Genomic DNA, 20,754 nt, shown 5'->3' with positions numbered 1-20,754 from the left:
ACCCCCACAGGAAGACAGAGTAGAGCCGGGGAAGGAGGTAGAAAATGTAAATTCACGATATCGTAAACGTTGGTCTTTCAGAAAAATTCCTACTTTACGGCCGCAATCCTCGCACGTATGGCCTCATTCCGAGCCCTTTCTGTAGTACCCCGCATCTTGGCGGCCCCAGTGGCTGTCATTATTACAGGGATTACCGTGACAACAACCCGCTGACGCGGGCTGCGGATTTCTCTTTCTCTTTTTTGATTGTTCGCCGCCCGCCTCGCCGGAACCTCCCTCAGGAGCTACCGGGTCGAAGCGGGTTTTTTCTTGTCCTTTTCCTATGCAGGTTCTCAAATTCGGAGGTTCATCCGTGGCTACGGCCGACAACATTAAACGCGTATTGGCCTTGGCTCACGCTGCCGCCCAACGAACTCCCACCGTGGTAGTCGTTTCGGCGCTGAGTGGGGTTACCGATGCGCTGATTGATGCCGGACGCCGGGCGGCGGCGGCCGATGCCTCCTACCGAGAACACCTGCAAGTGCTGGAGCAGCGCCACCTTGATGTGGTGCGCAGCTACTACCCATCACGGGTCAAAGTGCGGTGCTCAGCTTAGTGAAAACGTACTGCAATGAACTGGAAAGTATCTGCGACGGGGTATTTGCCCTGGGCGAGCTGTCGGCCCGCACCCTCGACCGGCTGGTAAGTTATGGGGAGCTGCTGTCGTCGCGGGTGGTAGCGGCGGCACTAGCGGCCCAAGACACGCCTCATCAGTGGCTCGACAGCCGCCAGCTGATTCGCACGGACGCCCATTACGGCCACGCCGCCGTTGACTTCACAACCACCAACCCGCAGATACAGGCAGCCGTGAGCGGAGCCGACGCGGCCCTGTACGTAGCACCCGGCTTCGTAGCGGCCACCCATGATGGTAGCACGACCACCCTGGGCCGCGGCGGCTCCGATTACACCGCCGCTATTTTTGCTGGTGCCCTAGGCGCCGAGCAACTGGAAATCTGGACCGATGTGAGCGGCATGATGACGGCCGACCCGCGCCTCGTGCGCCACGCCCGGCCCATTCCGCGCATTTCCTACCAGGAGGCCATGGAACTGTCACACTTCGGGGCCAAGGTACTCTACCCACCTACTATTCAACCCGTAATGCGCCAGGGCATTCCACTCTGGATCAAGAACACTTTTGCTCCGGAAGATGAAGGCACCCTAGTAGAAGTAGCGCCGCCCGCCCACCAGGCTACGGTGCGTGGCTTATCCAGCATTGGGGCCGTTACGCTGCTGCGCCTGGAAGGCGGCGGCATGGTCGGCATTCCGGGCTTTTCGCGCCGGCTGTTTGCCGCCCTGGCCCGCGAGCAGGTCAACGTCATTCTGATAACCCAAAGCTCCTCGGAGCATTCTATCTCGGTGGCTGTGAACAAGGCCGATGCCGCCCGCGCCCAGCAAGCCGCCGACGAAGAATTCGGGCCCGAAATCAGTGCGGGCCGCCTTGATCCGCTGTACCGGGAAGATGACCTAGCTATTGTGGCCCTGGTAGGTGAGCAGATGAAGGACCACCCCGGTATCAGCGGGCGTATGTTTGGAGCACTCGGGACCAATGGCATCAACATCCGGGCTATTGCGCAGGGCTCCTCTGAGAAGAATATCTCCACTGTAATCCGGCAGCAGGATGTGCGCAAGGCCATCAACGTCTTGCACGAAACCTTCTTTGAAGCCACTACCCGCCAAGTAAATATGGTGCTAGTGGGCGTAGGCAACGTGGGCCGCAAGCTCCTCGACCAACTAGCCCGCCAACAGACTTGGCTACGTGAGAAGCTACGCCTCAACCTACGAGTAGTAGGGCTAGCCAACAGTTCCCGCTTTGTGCTGGATGAGGAAGGACTGGACCTACACAACTGGAAGCCCGCACTAGAAGCCGGCCAACCCATGAACTTGACCGAGCTGACCGCAGAGCTGCTGGCGCTGAACCTGCGCAACACGGTGTTCGTGGACGTAACGGCCAGCGCCGACGTAGCCGCCGGCTATGCGCCCCTACTAGCCCGTAGCGTGGCAGTAGTGGCTTGTAATAAGGTAGCGGCTTCATCTGCCTACGCTGAGTACGCTCGCCTGAAGGCCTTGGCGCACGACTTCAACACCCAATTCTTGTTTGAAACCAACGTAGGCGCGGGCCTCCCGGTAATTGGCACCCTCAACGACTTGCTGCGCAGTGGCGACGAGGTACACCGCATTGAAGCCGTCCTGTCGGGCACGCTCAACTTCGTGTTCAATAACTACGACGGCACGCGCTCCTTTGCCGAGGTAGTGCGCCAGGCCCAGGACGAAGGCTACACCGAGCCAGATCCGCGCCTCGACCTTACGGGGGTAGACGTGGCGCGCAAGATTCTGATTCTAGCTCGGGAATCGGGGCGCACTCTGGAAATGAGTGACATCCATAACGACTCCTTTCTGCCGGCTTCCTGCTTAGAAGGCGATGTAGCTGCTTTCTACGAGCAACTAGCCGTGCACGAGCCCCATTTCCGCGGACTCTACGACGCGGCCGCGGCCAACGGGCAAAAGCTGCGTTTTGTGGCCAGCTACGCCGACGATAAGGCCCGGGTGGGCTTGCAGTCCTTAGCACCCGGCCACGATTTGTATTCTTTGCAGGGCAAGGACAATGCGGTGCTGTTCTACACCAACCGCTACGTAGAGCAACCCCTCGTAATCAAAGGCGCCGGCGCCGGTGCCGACGTAACGGCCTCGGGCGTGTTTGCCGATATTCTTCGTGCCGTGCAGTCGTAATCGGCTTATGCCTTCTCCTATGAATCTTTCTTCTTCTGTTACCGTGCTGGCGCCGGCCACCGTTGCCAATGTAGTGTGCGGGTTTGATGTGCTGGGCTTTGCCCTCAACGAGCCCAATGATACCATGCACTTGCGCTTCACCGAGCAGCCCGGCGTCACCATTATCAATGAAGACGACTATAACCTACCCACGGAACCTGCTCGCAACGTGGCCGGAGCAGCTCTCCTGGCCTTCCTGCGGGCCGTGCCAGAGCCGGTGGGCATAGAGGTGCGCATCAGCAAGGCCATCAAGCCTGGCAGTGGTATAGGCAGTAGTGCCGCCAGCGCCGCGGGGGCCGTAGTAGGGGCTAACCAACTATTAGGCAACCGGTTCAGCAAGCCGGAGTTGGTAGAGTTTGCCATGTACGGCGAGGAAGTAGCGTCTGGCGTCCGCCATGCCGATAATATTGCGCCTGGCATTTACGGCGGCGTCACGCTAATTCGGGCCACCACGCCTCGGCCCGACATTGTGCCCTTGTCGGCGCCGCCCCTGTTCGTGACGGTAGTACACCCCCAAATTGAGGTAAAGACCTCCGATGCCCGCCAGATTCTGAAGCAGCAGGTGCCGCTGAAGTTGGCTATCCAGCAATGGGGCAATGTGGGCGCCCTGGTAGCCGGACTACTCCAGCACGACTACAACCTCATTGGGCGCGCCCTTGAAGACGTCATCATCGAGCCGGTGCGTAGCATTCTTATTCCGGGCTTCCAGGAGGTGAAGCAGGGCAGCCAAGCCGCGGGGGCCCTGGGCGGTGGCATTTCTGGCTCGGGCCCTTCCCTGTTCATGCTCAGCAAAGATGAGGCGACTGCCCGCGCCGTAGAAGCGGTAATGCACGACGTGTATGAGCGCCTAGGCCTCGACCACCACACCTACCTAACCACAATTAACCAGCAAGGCGTGACACTAGTAGCCCCTCCGTCCGCGTAGCGCGGGTCGTTTCTCTGGGCTGCCTTCCTCTGGCTACTCTGCTGGTTTACCTCTCCTTTTGCTTGCTTACTCATGCTCTATTATAGTCTCAACCGCCAGTCGGCCCCGGCCGATTTTCGCACGGCTGCCGTGGCCGGGCAAGCGCCCGATGGGGGCCTATACTTCCCCGAATCTATTCCGCGCTTTCCGGCCGGCTTCGTCGAAAGCCTTGCCTCCTTGTCGCCCGCCGACATCGCCTATACCACGCTGCAACCCTACGTGGGCGATACTATGCCGGAGGCCGTGCTACGCGAGATTTGCGCCGCAGCCGTCGATTTCCCCTTTCCGCTGGTGCCCGTAACAGAGCAAATTAGCGCCCTGGAACTGTTTCATGGCCCCACACTGGCTTTCAAGGACGTAGGAGCCCGCTTCATGAGCCGCTGCCTGGGGTACTTCTCCCGCCACGAAACGCGCCCCGTAACAGTACTGGTGGCTACCTCCGGCGATACCGGCGGGGCCGTAGCAAGCGGCTTTCTGGGAGTACCGGGAGTAGAAGTCGTTATCCTCTACTTCGGGCAAGGTAAGCCCAGTGCAAGAACAGCAACTCACGGCCTTGGGCCAGAACGTAACCGCCCTGGAGGTGCGCGGCAATTTCGATGACTGTCAGCGCCTCGTGAAGCAAGCCTTCCGCGACGAAGCTGTTACGAGCCGCCGACGTCTTACCTCGGCCAACTCCATCAACGTAGCTCGGTGGCTGCCCCAGCAGGTGTACTACTGCTACGCCGTGGCCCAACAGCAGGCAGGATCTGCGGCGCCCGTGGTGGCCGTGCCTAGCGGAAACTTCGGCAACTTGTGTGCGGGGCTGCTGGCGTATACTTCCGGGCTGCCGGTAGGACATTTTGTGGCGGCCTGCAATGCCAACGACGCCGTGCCTGCTTACTTAAAGTCGGGCAGTTACTCAGCCAGGTGGCCGTGGCTACCCTTTCCAATGCCATGGACGTAGGCGACCCGAGCAACTTCAGTCGTATTCTGGAGCTGTTTAGCCATGAGCACCCCGTTATTCAGCAGCTGCTCAGTGGCTATTCCGTGACAGACGCGGACACTACCGCCACCATCCGGCGCGTACACGAGCAAACCGGCTACCTCCTCGATCCGCACGGCGCCGTGGCTTATTTCGCCCTAGAGGACTACTTGCGTCAGCAGCCTAGGCAGCCCGGCATTTTCTTGGAAACTGCCCACCCCGTAAAATTCCCGGACGCCGTGGAGCAGGCTACGGGCCATACGGTACCCATACCAGCGGCCCTCCACGAGCTGCTGAGCCGGCAGAAACACAGCATTTTGCTTGAGCCCACTTACGAAGCCTTGCGGGCCTACTTGCTAGAAACCACATAATACCTTGCCCTACCGGCCAGCCGGAACCGAGTTTAGGCGCTCGTTGCCACTGTGGGTTCTGGCTGGCTGGCTGGCTGGCTGGTAGCGGAGGTGCATGCCCCAAATCATCTGCGGCCTTGTTTGGTTGAATGATGCGGAGTTTGTCCCTTTGCACTATCCCTTCTGCTACCTGCCATGCGTCTTCTTCTTCCCGCCACCTTACTATTGCTAGCCACAGCTGCCTGCCGCCCTGATCAGGTTGAGCATTTAAGTAATACCAAGGAGCTGGCCGTGGAGGCTGAAAACCAGCAGGTAAAGCGCATTATGCCCGCCGACCTGCTCCGGGCAACTCGCTGGGCGGGCGACTCGCTTACCCGTACCGCCGACCGGGAATTGCGGCAGGTACTGGCGCAGAAACTTGCGGCGGGTGGCGTAGCAGCCGCCCTCCCCTATTGCAACCCCGATTCCCTCCCAATTACCGATTCTCTGGCCCAGGTGCTGCAAGCAAAGCTAACTTGGTACAGTGCGCGCCCGCGCAACCCGGCGCACCGGGCAGCACTAGCGGCCGCCGAGGTAAACTCCGCCGATACCACCCGACGCGTAGCCCGCCCCAGCTCGGAGGTTTTTACCTACCAGCGGGTGGTAGTGCTGCAAGATGCGCTGTGCCTGCGCTGCCACGGGGCACCAGGCCAAGATATTACTCCGGCAGACCTAGCGCTTATCAAACAACGGTATCCGCAGGATCAGGCAACGGGTTATCAACTGGGACAGGGCATGGGCGTGTGGCGCGCCACCCTGCAACGGCCTGGCGTAGCCGAATTTTGGACGATGAAGACCCGCAAAATTATGAAGAAGCGGAAGCCATTGTTTTAAGGCTACCCCTAACCTTCGCGGCGGTTTTGCAGTTTGGGCAGCATATGACGACTACTGCTGAAAAACCCATCGTTATTATTGGCGCCGGCATGGCTGGCTTGGCCTGTGCCTGCTACCTCCACCGGGCTGGCCACCACGTGCTGGTGCTGGAAGCTGCCGACGCGGTAGGCGGCCGGGTGCGCACCGACGTGACGCCTGATGGCTTCCGCCTCGACCGGGGGTTCCAGATTCTGCTAACCAAGTACCCGGAGGTGCAGCACCTTATCGACTACGGGGCGCTGCAACTAAAGGCTTTTGCCTCGGGAGCCGTCATTCGTTTGCCCGATGGCCGCCAGACGACGTTGCAAAATCCCTTACAGAAGCCAACGGCAGCTTTTTCGGCGCTTACCTCGCCCATTGGCACCTTGGAGGATAAACTGCGCATTTTGAGCTTGGTGCGACACGTCAGCAAGTATGCCAGCGGCCAGCTCATCAGCCGCAACTCCACCAATAGCCAGACTACCCTTGAGTTCCTGCGTAGTTATGGCTGGAGCGAGCAGATCATTGATTTGTTTTTCCGGCCCTTCTTCGGAGGAGTGTACCTCGACCGAGAACTCAGCACGGCCGCTAACTTCTTTGAGTTTGTTTTTCAGCAATTTGTGCAGGGCGAGGCGGCCGTTCCAGCCCTGGGAATGCAACAGATTCCCGAGCAGCTAGCCCAGCGCTTACCCGCCGGCTCGGTGCGCCTGAATACGCCCGTAGACTCCGTGCAGGGCACCACCGTTCGGCTCTGGACCGATGAAACCATTGAGGCAACAGCTGTAGTAGTGGCCGTTGATGGAGCCGCCGCGGCCCGGCTGCTACCTGCCTCCGTTTCCGAAGCCAGCGCCCCCGCTTGGCGACATACCACGTGCACCTACTTTGCCGCCGCCCACTCTCCCGGCCGAGCCGACAAGCTGTTACGCCTGAATGCGGCCCACAATGTTTTGGCGCACAACGTCAGCGTCCCCTCCGATGTAGCGCCAGACTACGCGCCTACTGGTCAAACACTCGTTTCAGTGAGTACACAGGGTGAGCATATGCTTAGCGAAGAAGAGCTTACGGCCCGCTTGCGCCAAGAACTTACGGCTTGGTTTGGTCCCGAGGCAGCTACCTGGCGTCATTTGCGCACCTATCCTATCTCACACGCCCTACCCGTATATTCCGCCGGACAGCCAGCTCGCCAAGCACTCAAAGTGGAAGAACACCTATACCGGTGTGGCGACTACACCGCCTATCCTTCCCTGAACGCCGCCATAGCTACGGGGCGTGAGGTAGCCGAAATGATTGGCAGTGCAACGTAACCCAGCAGATAGGCACGCAACAGGCCCACCGCTACTCGTAGCGGTGGGCCTGTTGCGTGCCTATCTGCTCAATCAAGAGTTGAATACCAACAGAGCGGGGCAGTGGTCAGAGTGCACAATATCGGGTAGCAAGTGAGCTTCCTGAACGCGGGGCACCAGCTCCGTATCCACTAGTAAATGGTCAAGGCGCCATCCTACGTTGCGGGCGCGGGCACCCGCCCGATAGGTCCACCAGGAATAGTGGCCCGTGGCGTCGCCGTGGTGGTGCCGAAAGCTATCCGTAAAGCCGTCCTGAAGCAAATCGGCAAACCACTTCCGTTCCTCCGGGGTAAAGCCGGTGCTGTTTTGGTTGGCCTTAGGGTTATGCAAGTCAATTTCCCGCTGGCAGCAGTTAAAGTCACCCCCAATAACCAAAGGGGGGGCACCGGCGGCTTGCAACTCGCGCACGTAGCGCCGGAAGAAATGCAGCCACGCTACCTTAAAAGCCTGGCGCTCCGGTCCGCTCGTGCCCGAGGGCATGTAGACATTCAGCACCGCGCAATCAGCAAAATCGAGGCGCAGTACACGGCCTTCCGTATCGTATATACTTTGTCCACAGCCTTCTACCACGGCTAAGGGTTGTTGCTTCGAGAAGGTGGCTACTCCGCTATACCCCGGTTTTTGGGCCGGATGTAAGTAGGCATGGTAGCCCAGAGCTGCAAACCCTGACACGTCCAGCGGTTCGCGCCCGGCCTTTATTTCTTGCAGGCAGAGCACATCGGGATCCGCTTCGCGCACCCACTCTAGCAAGCCTTTGCTGAGGGCTGAACGCAGCCCGTTTACGTTGTAAGAAATTATTTTCACTTGCTTTCTTGTGTTGAACTACCTGCTTAAGCCAAAGTGTATTTGAAGCCTTTACTCTTCAGCGTCTTCTAAGTCAAAGTATTCCAGCATGTGCCATTTGAGCATGCGTTCCTGCTCTTTCAGGTTGGCAAAGGGCACGGCGCGCACCAGGCGGTAGTGAGGCCACCCATCAGCATCCACCGTTTCCAGCTCGTAATAGCCACTAAGGCTGAACAGCTTGCAGGTAGCAATGTGCATTAAGTCCTGCTTCTGCTCTTTGGTAAACGGACCGGCACCTTGCCCGAGTTCCTGCACGCCAATAAGCAAAAGCAAGGCGTTTAGATCGGGCTTTTTGCCGAAACGCTCCCGCATCTGGTTCATTAGCTCCCACCAGCGCTGTTCAAACTGCGCTTCGGTTTCTTCTGGGTTCAACATCCCTTAGGAGCTGTGTTCCGCGTGGGGTGGTGCTGGCAAAGCCGCCTCTTCCTTCAGCGCTTCCCAGTACTCTACGGCCCGGCGGAAATGCGGAATTACAATGCTACCTCCGATGAGGTTGGCAATGGCAAATACCTCATACACTTCCTCGTCGGTCAGCTTTTCCTCGAAGCACTTACCCAAGTGGTATTTAATGCAGTCGTCGCAGCGCAGCACCATGGAACAGGCCAAGCCCACAATTTCCTTGGTTTTCACGTTCAGGGCGCCTTCCTGGTACGTGTTGGTGTCGAGGTTGAAGAAACGCTTGATGACCTTATTATCAGCCGCCAAGATTTTTTCGTTCATGCGCTGACGGTAGTCGTTGAATTCGGTTACGAGTGACATGGAGAGGTAGACTGGTTGGAAAAGAAACAATTGACAACCTGAGTGTCAATTATTCCGCCGGCAACTTTCCCTAGTGTATAGGTAGCAGATAGCCTTGGCGGATTCAGGTTAAAACCTTAAAATTAAGGAGAAGTTCTACCCAACCCACTGCGAGGACCTATTTCCGGCAGAAGCATATCCGTAGCGTTATCTATTTATTTACCTCGTGGGTGCCTACCCACTGTAGTTGTCCCGTTATGCTACCCCTACCAGCAGTCCTAACCGACTTCTTCTCTTTGATCTTCCCGCGGGTGTGTTTGGGTTGCGAAGCGTCGCTGGGGCGGGGAGAGGAACATATCTGCACCGACTGCCGCGCGCAACTACCCTACACCGATTATCACAAGCTGCCTATTGCGGAGAACCCGCTGGCGCAGCGGTTCTGGGGTAAGCTTCCTGTCCGCCATTCGCTTAGCTACTTGCGGTTTCTACGACACGGCCGTGTGCAGCATTTACTACACCAGTTGAAATACCAGGGCCAGCAGGACGTGGGCCGCGTGCTAGGCCGCTGGTACGGCCACGAGCTTCTCGAAGCTGGGTTTGCCTCCGCGTTCGACCTGATTGTGCCGGTGCCCTTGCACCCGCGGAAGCTAGCCAAGCGCGGCTACAACCAGTCAGATAGCTTTGCCGAAGGGTTAGCCACTAGCTTAGGTTGCGCGTGGCACGCAGCTGCACTCCGTCGCACTAGTTATACGGACTCTCAGACGCGCAAAAACCGACTTCAGCGCTGGCAAAACGTAGCGGCTGTTTTTGAAGTGACCGATACAAGCGGCGTCCTCGGCAAACGCGTTCTAGTAGTAGATGATGTCTTGACTACCGGCGCTACCCTGGAAGCCTGCGCCGCCGCCTTGCTAGCAGCTGGGGCCTTTGAGGTCAGCATAGCCACCATTGCCTCTGCCGATAGATAGCCAGACGTTTCACTACAAGGTCTGCCCTCCATCAAGGATTGGCTAGGACCGCCGCCAAAACAAAGAGGCCGCTCTCTCAAGGAGAACGGCCTCTTTGTTTTTCTACACGAACTAGACTATCGGTTCGAGCCAGCGTTGATCATTGCGCAACGGAAACCAATGGTAGCCGTGGCTGAGTCTTCCGCCATGAAGCGCCGCGTACCGGGCGAGAGCCAGTAAGCTACGTCGCGCCAAGAGCCTCCTTTATACACGCGCACGTGGTCGTCGATGAGGGACTGGTAGCCTTTCTTGTCGTAGCGCTCGGAGGGGTCCAAGAAGCCGTTACGACGGAAGGGGTTCAGGTCTTCTACATCTTCAAACGACAGCGGACGGTAGATGTCCTGTACCCATTCATTTACGTTGCCAGCCATGTTGTACAGGCCGTAGTCGTTTGGTGGGTAGGAGTAAATGTACTCCGTAATCATAGCACCGTCGTTCAGTGAACCAGCAATACCGGCGTAGTCACCGCGGCCGCGCTTGAAGTTAGCGAGGAACTGGCCCATCTTACCACCGTAGGGGTTACGCACCTGACGACCATCCCAAGGGTAAATGCGCTTGTTTTCCTGGTTCTCGTTGCCAGTTTCCTGGGTACCAACGAGTGCCTGAGCAGCGTATTCCCATTCTGCCTCCGTGGGCAGGCGGTAGTTCGGCAGGGTGTTGCCGTTCTCAATAGCAATTTTGGTTGCACCGCCGTCTTCGGAAGTTCCTTCGGCAGCAGCACCTTTATTTTTCTTGCGGCCGAACAGACCACCGCCACCGCTGCTACCACTATCATCGGCGTCACCGGCTAGGCGCTCATTTACTTTGGCCGTACGCCAGGTGCAATAGTCGTTTGCTTGCAACCAGCTCACGCCTACAACGGGGAAGTAGCGGAAGCCGGGGTAGCGCAGGTAGTAGTCTACGTAGGGGTCGTTGAATGACAACTCGCGGGCCCACACTGTGGTGTCGGGTAGGGCCGACTGATAGAACTCCTCAGCAGAGTCTTTACGCACAAAGTGCAAATACTCGAGCCAGTGAATGTTGGCTACCTCCGCTTCGTCCATGTAGAACGAGGCCAGGGTTACCGTCCGCTCAATGTTGTCGTGGCTCATGGTTACGTCCTCTTCCTGAGAGCCCAGCACTGTGCGGCCACCCTCAATGAAGACCAGACCAGGACCCTCCGGGATGCCTTGGTAGTCAGCTACCTTCATCCCTTCCTCGGTGTTGTACTCAATGCCCGTCGTCGAGCTGTACTTACCGGGTTTCGTGGCTGTGGGCGGGCCGCCTTTGCAGGCTGCTAGCGCGCAGGCGCCTACTACAGCAAAGCGCAGGTACTTGGAAAAATTCATGATGAAGTAGAAACTACCTGTGAGAAAACGTTTTAGACAAGGCAAGTCGGGTGCAATAATACAAATTTTCAAAAGGCGGGGCAAGGAACCAACGGGTAATTTCGGCGCTTTAACCGGCGCCACGCGGCCTCCAGTGCATCAAACTCCCGGAGCTCAAAGAAATTTCATGCGCCCCTCCTACATCGGCGCTAAACTGACTGAGACTCATGTCGTAGCTATAACCGAGCCGAAAACTTCCTACGCTAACACCGGCAATAGCCGTAAGTACTTGTTGGGGATGGTTAGATCCCGGCAACGGGATGCCCCGGTACACTGCTCCCACTGTGATAGGCGTCGTCGTGAAGTACAACCCAGCCTCCGCCCGCTGCGACCCTCCTTGGTAGGTATAGGAAGCCGTGGGCGCAACACTTACTTCGCGCGACTCTCCCTTAACGCTAGACTTAAGAAAGTAGTATTTATACCCCCCATGCAAATTCAGACGCATAGGTAAAGTGGACTGGGTTATAAAGCCCAGATCGGGCTGGTTGATGTGGTGTACGGAAGCCCCCAGCCAGAAACGCTCAGCGTATAGCACCCCCCCAACGCCCGCAGTAAAGTAGTGCACAGGTTGATAGTCGCGCACCTCCAGGCTCTGCGAGCCAACTACGCCGTCGTCGGTGAGCTGGTCGCCGAAGATGAGGTTGCCATAGCTCACGCGTTGCAGGCCATAGCTTATCGATGCGCCGCCGCTCAAGGCCAGCTGTTCGGTCAGGCGGGCATGGTAGGCGTAGACCCCGCCCGCTTGCAACCGGGTATAGCCAATGCCGCCCGTGCGGTCATAGTTTATCAGAACACCAACGGCACTCCTAGGATCGCGCAGGCGGTAGTCGGCGGCTAGTTGGCTGGTCTGAAACGTGCCGGCTAGGGTCGGAAACTGGTTGCGGTAACTGAGTGTGATGCTATAATCGTCGAGTAGGCCAGCGTAGGCCGGATTCTGATACATCCGGTTGGCATAAGGCTGCGCAAAGTATAAGTCCTGTGCCTGGGCAGCACTATGTACCCCAAGGCTAGCAAGGGCTCCTAGCGCGAGCCAGCTGCTTGGGCGCGCAAAACGGAATGATGAGTGGGGTAGGCGTAAGCACATAAGCAGGTTTCTTAACGCCCAATGCCGGGACTTTGGTGCAAGGTGGCAGTAGCAGACGGAACTAAAAGCAGCAAATTTTTCCTCCTACATCTGAACAGTTTGTTTTCCATAAGCGCCGCTCCTACCATTGTTGGGAGTATTTGCCCAGCAAGGTAGGTTTCCGTTCTACTTTTGCGAGCATCCTGGCAACGTGTTTGCCTCGCCAAGTAGCTGCTTTACACGAGTATCCTAGCCGCTACCTGCGCCCGGCACCGGGGCAGCACCCTGGCACGAGCCGCCGACTCATCACGCTCCTTTTCTTTTCTCCTCACAATTATGCGTAAGATTCTCATTGGGCTACTGATTTTCGTGGTCGTGGTGGTAGTGGCTCTGGCCGCGGCGCCCTTCCTATTTAAGGATAAAATCAGGCAGGAGTTTGATAAGCAACTGGCCCAGCGCGTGCGGGCCAAGGTGGAGTACGACCCCGGCAACGTGGACGTCACACTGCTTAGCACCTTCCCTAACTTGTCGCTTCGCCTGGATCAGCTGCGCATCATCGGCCAAGATTCCTTTTCCCGCGACACCTTGGCCTACCTCCCCCGGCTTGATGTGGGCCTGGACTTGATGAGCGTAATCAGCGGCGACCAAATCAAGATTAAGAACGTCACCCTTGAGCAGCCCGACTTAAGCCTGCGGGTACTGAAAAGCGGACGCGCCAACTGGGACGTGTTCGTGTCTGATTCGGCGGCAGCGGCCCAGGGGCAGGATACCACGGCGGTGAGCTTGGCTATCAAAGGCTGGCAGATAAACCAGGGACACCTGCGCTACGAGGACCTAACCATTCCCTTTGCCATGCAGATGCGCGGCGTGAACCACACGGGCTCCGGCGATTTTGAGCAGAACGTGTTTGACATGGTAAGCCAAACCACCGCCGAGCAGCTTTCCATGCAGTACGCCGGTACCGAGTACATCACGAAGAAGAAGCTGGACGCCGATGTAACCCTTGCCATGGACCTGAGCAAGATGCTGTTTACATTCAAAGACAACAAGGTGAGGCTGAACGATTTTCCAGCCACCTTTCAAGGCACCATTGGTCTGCCCAACGCTACCGACATTACGTACGACCTGACCTTCAAAGCACTAGAAACCGATTTCAAGAACATTCTGAGTTTGGTGCCCGGCGCCTACACCGAGCAGTTCAAGAACATGGAAGCTACGGGTAAAGTAGCCTTTGACGGCTACTTTAAAGGCGTGCAAAACGAGGTGAAGATGCCCGGCTACGGCGTGAACTTGCAAGTGAAAAATGGCATGTTTCACTACCCTCAATTACCACAGGCGGCCCGCAACATCAACGTGGACATGGCCGTGGACAACCCCTCGGGCTTCACCAACAACTTGAAAGTGAACGTGAAGCAATTTCACCTCGACCTGGGCAGCAACCCTATTGATGGCAACGTAGCCATTGATGGCCTGGAGCCCATGAAAGTAGATGGCCGCGTGAAAGCCAACGTGGACTTGGCCGAAATGATGAAAGTGTACCCGGTGCAAGACCTATTGCTCCGCGGCAAGCTGTTTGTGGACGGCACCGCTAAGGGCACCTACTCTAGCACGCAGATGCCCGTGGTGCAAGCCAAAATGAACCTCACCAACGGCTACGTAAAGTCGAAGCAGTTTCCGGCGCCCATTGAAAACCTGACGCTGAATGGTACCGTCACCAACCCCACGGGCCAGCTCAATGATACTCGCGTAGACATCCCCCGGTTTCGGATGCTGCTGGACGGCGAGCCACTGGAGGGCCGCGTGGCTACCCAAGGCGTAGACAAGCTGCGCTTCGACACCGACGTGAAGGGCGTGGTAGACTTAACAAAGCTCACCAAAATCTTCCCGCTGGAAGGTATGACGGTAACGGGCCGCCTCAGCGGTAACGTGGCCGCCAAAGGAAACATGGCCGATATTGAAGCCGGCCGCTACCAGACCGTGGTGGCCTCGGGCACGGTGAAAGCGCAAAATGTCACCTACAAAAGCCCCGATCTGCCTCAGGGCATGAAGGTGGCCCAGGCCACTGCTACCTTCAACAATGATAAGATAGTAGTGCAGAACATGGCCGGTTTTGTGGGCTCCTCCGATATTGCTGCCTCGGGCACCATCAGCAACTACATGGGCTACCTATTCGTGCCGGGTCAACCTTTGCGGGGCAACCTCACGGTGAACAGCAACCGTTTTAATGTGAACGAGTGGATGGTAGATGAGGTATCGCAGAAGCCCACGGCCGGTGCCGTAGCGGCTACCAAGGCGCCCACCACCACTACCAAGGCCGACGGAGTTCTACAGATCCCCAAGGAGTTCGACCTGGTGCTGAACACCCACGTCAAGCAGGTAGTGTACGACAACCTCAAGCTCGACAACATGCAGGGCACCGTGACCGTGCGCGACCAAACGGCGTTGCTAAACGACCTCACCTTCAACACCCTGGGCGGCACCTTTGCTACTACTGGCAGCTATAGCAGCAAAGACTTGGCGCACCCCAAGTTCAACTTGGGCCTGAACATCAAGAACCTCAACTTCCAGAACGCCTTTGCGGCCTTTAACTCCGTGAAGACGCTAGTACCACTGGCAAGCAGCCTAGAAGGTATCTTCTCTACTAATTTTAACGTGAGCGGAGAAATGGGTCCTGATATGATGCCCAAGTACAGCACCCTCACTGGCAAGGGCCTGTTTGAGGTAGTGCGGGCGGCTGTGGCCAACTCAGCAGTGCTTACCAAGATTAGCACGCTCACGCAGTTTCAGGAGCTGAAGAAGTTCGCCGTAGATAACAAGGATGTTGCCGCCGAAATCATCAACGGCAACTTCATTGTGAAGCCGTTTGATTTGAATGTGGGCCAGATTAAAATGACGGTGGGTGGCTCTAATAACGTGAGCACCGGCAACCTGGAGTACGTGACGGCCTTGAACGTGCCCACTGGCAAGCTTGGCAACCAGCTTAACAGCCAGTTGACCCGCCTCACGGGTGTTTCCAATCTGCAAGGTACCGACCGCGTAACGCTGGGACTGAACATCGGTGGCACGGTAGCTAACCCGCAAGTGAAGCTGACTACTGGCAGCGTAAAAGCGCAGGCCAAAGATCTAGTAAGCAACATTGTACAGGCCAAAGTAGACGACGCCAAGCTTAAGTTACAGGCCCAAGCCAAGGTAGCGCAGGATAGCGTGCAGCGGGAGTTGCAGCGTAAGCAGCAAGAGTTCCAAGCTAAAGCCCAGCAGGAGTTGGAGAAAAAGCGCATGGAAGCAGAAGCCCGCCTACGCGAAAAAGCAGCACAAGGACTCAACAGTCTGTTGGGTGGGGGCCGCAAGAAAGCAGTTACTGCTCCCAAGGTAGAAGAAGCGCCCACCGAAACCCCCAAAGCAGATACCACCAAAGCAGGCAACTAACTTAGGCATACTTCAAGATTTGCAACCCAATAAAAGGCCCCTGCTTCACTAGAAAGCAGGGGCCTTTTATTGGGTTGTACTGTATATAACAAAATCAAGTATATTACATTTTGCAAATACAAATAACTCAGCAACTGGCCTACTTATTGCGTTATGGCCAATGCTGACGCTTCAGGTATTGCGCTGCATTCCCCTCCCACTCACTCCCTTTTATGAACTTTTTACGTTACCTCCCCCTGGCTGCCCTAGCCGTCATGACGGCCTCTTGTAGCAAAGACAACGACGCCAACCAGCAAAGCAAGCTAGAAGTACGCCTCATGGACGCCCCCGGCGACTATAGTCGCGTGGTGCTTGATGTGCGCCAGATTGAAGTGCACCTGCAAGATGCTAGCAGCCCCGATGGCTGGCAGTTGCTCCCCTTCCAAGCCCAAACCATCAACGTACTGGAATACGTGAATGGCAAATCGGCCTTGCTGGTGAGCACCGACTTTGAGCCCGGCGACATCAGGGAGATTCGCCTGCTACTGGGTCCTGACAGCTACCTAATCGGGCGCGATGGTCAGCGCTACGACCTGAAAACGCCAAGTGGTCAGTCGTCTGGGGTGAAGCTCAAGCTAGACAACGTGTCGTTGCAGGAGCGCGAGACGTACCAGCTGCTACTCGACTTTGACGTAGCCCGTTCCATTGTAGAGCGCGGCAACTGGAAGCCTGGCAACGACAAAAAGGAGCGGTACCTACTCAAGCCGGTTATCCGGGTAGTAGCGCAGGACTTACGGGGTGGTCTGCGGGGTACGGCTACTCCTGCTGCGGCCATGCCCCAAGTCCTAGCTATCCGCTCATCCATCACCGTTCCTGATACCTTCAGCACGGCGGCCGATGCTTCGGGCAACTTCCAGCTTAGTAATCTTCCCTCGGGCACGTACCGTGTAGAGCTGTTCCCTACTATCACTGCACCCACTGGGCAGGCAGCCTACCGCAGCGTAGTACAGCCCAACGTTACGGTGACCAATGATAAGGTAACGGAGCTAGGTTCTATTCGCCTACAGTAAAAGGCGGGCCTCACTTGGATGCGGCCCGCTTAGTACCTTTTAACCAAAGAAAAATCCCTTGCCAAAATTGGCAAGGGATTTCTTTGGTAGCGCAACGCGAGCTTAGTGCTTTACCAGGCGTTGTACATATTTCAGCTTGCCTTGGCGAGCTACTACGGTGTAAATGCCGGCAGGCCAGTTGTGCACGGCCAGAGGTTCTACCTCACCGGCCGCGTACGAGGCACTGTGTACTGTGCGGCCAGTAGCATCTACCACCACCACGTGGTATGTACCCGCGGGGAGGGCCCGCAAATCCAGGCCCGCTTTGGTGGTAGCGGGATTAGGCACGATGGCGAAGGAAACGTTTTCCTGCATAGCACTGAAGTGTACAGTTTGCACGCGGCTGTACACGGAGCTACCGTCGGTATCTACTTGCTTGAGGCGGTAGTAGGCAGTCGAATATCCTTGGTAGGCAGCGCGTGCATCCGTAAACTGGTAAGAGCTGCCCGCCGTGGAAGCTTGGCGGCTGCGCACCTTGCCTACACTTGTAAACGCAGTACCGGTAAAGCTCCGCTCTACCTCGAAGTAGTCGTGGTCAATTTCCTGAGCGGTACGCCACGTCAGGCGCGTATTGCCATCTGCTGCCGCGGCCTCGAAGCTAACCAAATTAACAGGTAAGGGCCCACCCAACGGAATGCTGTAGGTAGCCGGGGCCGAAACGCCACCCAGGTTATCGGTAGCCGTGTACCGGAACGTGAGGGTGCCCGTTGCTGATGGCTCTGGATCGAAGGTTAGCTCATTTACTTGCTCTGGAAGCAGGGTTTGACCAGTGGTAATATCCACGCCATTGAGGCGGAGGACCCCGGCGGCTTTTGCGGGTAAGGACGTCACTGTAAACGACGTAATAGTACCGTCGCTATCCGTAGCTGCTAGGGGCGTGATGGCCGTGGCGCCAGCCGTATTTCGCATGGGCGTAGTGGTCCGGTTTTGCGCTACGGGCATCTCGTTACCAATCTGCACCGTGTAGGTTGCCGTATTCGACGTGTTGCCTTGGTTGTCGGTAGCGTAGTACTGGAAGTTCACGTTACCAGCCATCTTGCCCGATGGATCATACGCAATCGTATTGGCTTGAGTCGCCGGAATGGTTAGAGGCACACCAGTGGTCAAGGCCGTACCGTTCACGTAGAGCGTACCAGCCGTAGCATTAGGCACCGATGTGATGGTGTAGGAAGTAATCTGACCATCGGAGTCGGTAGCCTGCAGGGCGCTGATGGCCGTGGTAGCAGCCGTGTTCGATACGGAAGCAGAGGTTATATTTTGGGCCAGCGGTGCCGTGTTGCCAACTGGGATGGTGTAAACAGCCGTGTTACTTACTGAACCAGTATTATCAGTGGCGTAGAAGGTAAACGTTGTGTTGCCGTTAACGCTAGTGGGCGCGAAGCTTAACTGGTCGTTTTGCTCGGGAGTCAGTTTTTGTCCTTCTGTGGCCGCTGCACCATTCACAAACAGCGTACCGGTAGAAGAAGAGGGCAGCGTTACAATGGTGAAGGATGCAATCTGGCCGTCGGAGTCGGCAGCATCCATGGCGGCAATAGTCGTGCGGCTAGCATTGCTGGCAATAGCCGTTGTAGCGGTGGGGTTGGCTACTGGTATAGCGTTGCAGGTACCAAAGTACAACTCGTCGATGCCCACGTCGTTGCCGTTGGCATCCAGCGTCAGGTTGCGAATTTCAAACGTTGCCGTCGTGTTGTCGCCTGAGTACCACACGTCCGTAAACTTCACCCAGCTGTCGGGGTTTTCGGGTACGGAAATCGTGCTCGATGTAGATGCCCCATTAATCACGAAGCCTACTACTGGATCTGGAATATTGGAAGTAGTCGGGATTAAGTTGTTGAAGTGAGCCGAGAACGTGTAGTAGCGGTTGGGCTGTACCCGGAAGGTTTGGGAGTAGAGCGTCCGGATGGCCGAGGTGGCATTAATCATCAGGAAATTATCGCCAGTTCCAGTAAGGCCGTTGCCTCGGAAGTTGCCGTGATACTGACTAGCATCACTTCCCACGGCATACGTATTTTCCGGGTTTAGTTCGGTTGTAGAATTCGGGTCGTTTGCCTTATAGGTGTAGTTGGTATTAAACCCAACGTTGCCATCAGTAAAGCTTGGGTTCACTAGCAGGTTGGGACCAGTGGCGGCGATACACTGCACGGCTGGGTCATACACATTCAGGTATACCGTAGCCTCATCACACTGGGCAGTACCGGTAGTAGGTTTATCACAGGCACGGTACACAAAGCTGTCGGTACCAGTGAAGGGAGAATTCGGCACGTACGTGTACGATCCATTAGGATTGAGGGTAAGCTTACCGTTCTTAACATCTGTGACCAGGGTTACATCGAATCCTGTGTTCCGGGGGTCCGCATCGTTGAGAATCACGTTACCCTTCGCCTCAATACCCTTTTCTACTTCATTGCTGTCATCATAGGCCGCCGTGACGCCTACTACTGTGACGCGAATGGTGGCCTGGTCCGAAGTTACTCCCAGGTTGTCGCGCACTGTATAGTTAATGATGCTGGTGCCCACGTAGTTATTCGCCGGCGTAAACGTCACGATACCCTGCGGGGAAACTCTAAAGGTGCCCTGCCCCGCCACCACTCGCTCTGTTTGGATGTCGTCCTGGTCTGGGTTCAGATCAACCGTACTGGCATTAATGCTACCATCCCTATCAGTATCATTACTCAACACGTTTAGGCTGGCAACGGTATTATACGCAGTAGTAGCCACGTCACTGGTCACCTGCGGCGGTACGTTTGCCACCGGAATCGTGTACGTAGCCGTGTTTGATTCTAGACCGTCGTTGTTGGTAGCAGTGTAAGTAAAGGTGAAGTTGCCTGAAGCAGTCCCAGAAGGGTCAAACTTCAACTGCCCAGCCTCCTCAGGGGTAAACGTACGCGCCGCCGCAACAGCAGTAGTATTTAAATAGAGCGTACCGCCACCAGGCACGCTTTTCAGCGAGTACTGAGTAATTGTGTTGCCCGTAGCTGCCGTGGCAGTTAAAGCAGTGATACTAGTGGAACCCGCGCTGCTAGGCATAGCAGCCGTCTGAATATCGGTAGCCGTAGGAGGCGTGCTTACCGTAATCGTAAAAGTAACTTCAGTTGAGTATGCAGGGTCACGTCCATTATTACTGTTGTCTGCGGATCTGAACCTGAACGTAACAGTACCGGCTGCTCTTGGAATAAAATCTAATTGTGGAGAAGGAGAAATCTCTACTACTTGTCCTTGGCCATCATATGGATTCGTAGTATTGTTAATAGTACTCAATTCATTATTGCCATTTCTTAGGTATAAATCTCCTGTTGTATTATTAGAGTTATAGACTGTGATTATATATCTCTGATTAGACCTATTATTAGACTGAGAGATGGTAGGCAGCGTGACTCCTGTTCTACCTGCGCTACTGCTTATAACTACGCTACGCCCGCTCGTAGAAATTGTCGGTTGGGCAAGTAGAATAATGGGACTTAATACCAGCCAAAACAGCATAGGTAGCCCTGAGCGGAAAAGTGTTTTCATATAAATGGTTAGAGTGAAAGAGCAGAGTCATGACCATAGATGACTGATTTATCATCTAGGTATAGGAGTCAAAAATAGCGGGTCGGGTATGATTATTCGTTGTTCTGACTTTACTCCCGATGATTTAATTATTAATCTTTCTCCATACTCTCGATTTGATTAGCATATCATCTAATTATTAGAGCAAATAATACAAGTACGCCCTTTTGTGTTTCAAAATGGGAAACACGTTTGCAACATGCGGTACCGTAAAAGGCTCAATACGCCTATAGAAGAGGTGGTGCGCCTTCTTTATTTGTATAACTATTCTTATTTTATCTTTTCTTATAAACACACAGCCCCCACACAAGCTAAAGCTGTGTGGAGGCTGAAACTGGGTCTTGCATGTTAAGCGCTAGGTT

General features: G+C 56.0%; 17 protein-coding genes. 11 read left to right on the top strand and 6 right to left on the bottom strand.

The window, feature by feature from the left end:
* Window positions 1–322: 322 nt before the first annotated feature.
* From VI25_RS26935 to VI25_RS13255, 8 genes are all read left to right on the top strand, one after another.
* Window positions 323–595, top strand: coding sequence for a hypothetical protein (locus VI25_RS26935; protein ID WP_236705052.1), 273 nt, complete (start codon window positions 323–325; stop codon window positions 593–595).
* Window positions 595–2,766: a bifunctional aspartate kinase/homoserine dehydrogenase I gene (gene thrA / locus VI25_RS13275; RefSeq protein WP_236705051.1), complete on the top strand. Its 2,172-nt coding sequence runs from the start codon at window positions 595–597 to the stop codon at window positions 2,764–2,766. The genes VI25_RS26935 and thrA overlap by 1 nt, the downstream gene beginning before the upstream one ends.
* A 19-nt stretch (window positions 2,767–2,785) precedes the next feature.
* Window positions 2,786–3,730: a homoserine kinase gene (locus VI25_RS13270; RefSeq protein WP_045687699.1), complete on the top strand. Its 945-nt coding sequence runs from the start codon at window positions 2,786–2,788 to the stop codon at window positions 3,728–3,730.
* 72 nt (window positions 3,731–3,802) lie between these two features.
* Window positions 3,803–4,369, top strand: a complete 567-nt coding sequence (locus VI25_RS25880; RefSeq protein ID WP_201783299.1) for a hypothetical protein — start codon at window positions 3,803–3,805, stop codon at window positions 4,367–4,369.
* Window positions 4,323–4,712, top strand: a complete 390-nt coding sequence (locus VI25_RS25875) for a hypothetical protein (RefSeq protein ID WP_201783298.1) — start codon at window positions 4,323–4,325, stop codon at window positions 4,710–4,712. Before VI25_RS25880 ends, VI25_RS25875 begins: the two co-directional genes overlap by 47 nt.
* Complete coding sequence (locus VI25_RS25870; RefSeq protein WP_201783297.1) at window positions 4,682–5,101, top strand: hypothetical protein; 420 nt, start codon at window positions 4,682–4,684, stop codon at window positions 5,099–5,101. Before VI25_RS25875 ends, VI25_RS25870 begins: the two co-directional genes overlap by 31 nt.
* A 174-nt stretch (window positions 5,102–5,275) precedes the next feature.
* Entirely contained in the window at window positions 5,276–5,953 is a 678-nt protein-coding gene (locus tag VI25_RS13260; protein WP_045687700.1) for a DUF3365 domain-containing protein, read from the top strand.
* A 44-nt stretch (window positions 5,954–5,997) separates the two neighbouring features.
* Window positions 5,998–7,275, top strand: a complete 1,278-nt coding sequence (locus VI25_RS13255) for a protoporphyrinogen/coproporphyrinogen oxidase (RefSeq protein ID WP_055562565.1) — start codon at window positions 5,998–6,000, stop codon at window positions 7,273–7,275.
* 72 nt (window positions 7,276–7,347) lie between these two features.
* Here the strand turns inward: VI25_RS13255 and VI25_RS13250 are convergent, their stop codons facing one another.
* The 3 genes from VI25_RS13250 to VI25_RS13240 are packed head-to-tail and all read right to left on the bottom strand — an operon-like array spanning window position 7,348 to window position 8,916.
* Complete coding sequence (locus tag VI25_RS13250) at window positions 7,348–8,118, bottom strand: exodeoxyribonuclease III (RefSeq protein WP_045689249.1); 771 nt, start codon at window positions 8,116–8,118, stop codon at window positions 7,348–7,350.
* A gap of 51 nt (window positions 8,119–8,169) precedes the next feature.
* Window positions 8,170–8,532, bottom strand: a complete 363-nt coding sequence (locus VI25_RS13245) for a hypothetical protein (protein WP_045689248.1) — start codon at window positions 8,530–8,532, stop codon at window positions 8,170–8,172.
* Window positions 8,533–8,535: 3 nt separating this feature from the next.
* Window positions 8,536–8,916: a carboxymuconolactone decarboxylase family protein gene (locus VI25_RS13240; protein ID WP_045689247.1), complete on the bottom strand. Its 381-nt coding sequence runs from the start codon at window positions 8,914–8,916 to the stop codon at window positions 8,536–8,538.
* A gap of 236 nt (window positions 8,917–9,152) precedes the next feature.
* Between VI25_RS13240 and VI25_RS13235 the strand changes: the two genes are divergently transcribed.
* Entirely contained in the window at window positions 9,153–9,860 is a 708-nt protein-coding gene (locus tag VI25_RS13235; RefSeq protein WP_045689246.1) for a ComF family protein, read from the top strand.
* 116 nt (window positions 9,861–9,976) lie between these two features.
* Here the strand turns inward: VI25_RS13235 and VI25_RS13230 are convergent, their stop codons facing one another.
* Both VI25_RS13230 and VI25_RS13225 read right to left on the bottom strand, forming a co-directional pair.
* Entirely contained in the window at window positions 9,977–11,227 is a 1,251-nt protein-coding gene (locus VI25_RS13230) for an SUMF1/EgtB/PvdO family nonheme iron enzyme (RefSeq protein WP_045689245.1), read from the bottom strand.
* Between the two features lie 109 nt (window positions 11,228–11,336).
* A complete protein-coding gene (locus tag VI25_RS13225) occupies window positions 11,337–12,350 on the bottom strand; it encodes a PorP/SprF family type IX secretion system membrane protein (protein WP_052695331.1) in 1,014 nt (337 codons plus the stop codon).
* Window positions 12,351–12,665: 315 nt separating this feature from the next.
* Between VI25_RS13225 and VI25_RS13220 the strand changes: the two genes are divergently transcribed.
* Window positions 12,666–15,755, top strand: a complete 3,090-nt coding sequence (locus VI25_RS13220; protein WP_045689244.1) for an AsmA-like C-terminal region-containing protein — start codon at window positions 12,666–12,668, stop codon at window positions 15,753–15,755.
* A 212-nt stretch (window positions 15,756–15,967) separates the two neighbouring features.
* Window positions 15,968–16,804, top strand: coding sequence for a DUF4382 domain-containing protein (locus tag VI25_RS13215; protein ID WP_045689243.1), 837 nt, complete (start codon window positions 15,968–15,970; stop codon window positions 16,802–16,804).
* A gap of 102 nt (window positions 16,805–16,906) precedes the next feature.
* Here the strand turns inward: VI25_RS13215 and VI25_RS13210 are convergent, their stop codons facing one another.
* A complete protein-coding gene (locus tag VI25_RS13210; protein ID WP_045689242.1) occupies window positions 16,907–19,870 on the bottom strand; it encodes an Ig-like domain-containing protein in 2,964 nt (987 codons plus the stop codon).
* Between the last annotated feature and the right edge of the window lie 884 nt (window positions 19,871–20,754).

The organism is Hymenobacter sp. AT01-02 (assembly GCF_000961955.2).
Taxonomy (GTDB): Bacteria; Bacteroidota; Bacteroidia; order Cytophagales; family Hymenobacteraceae; genus Hymenobacter; species Hymenobacter mucosus.
This window is presented reverse-complemented; position numbering and strand designations above follow the sequence as displayed.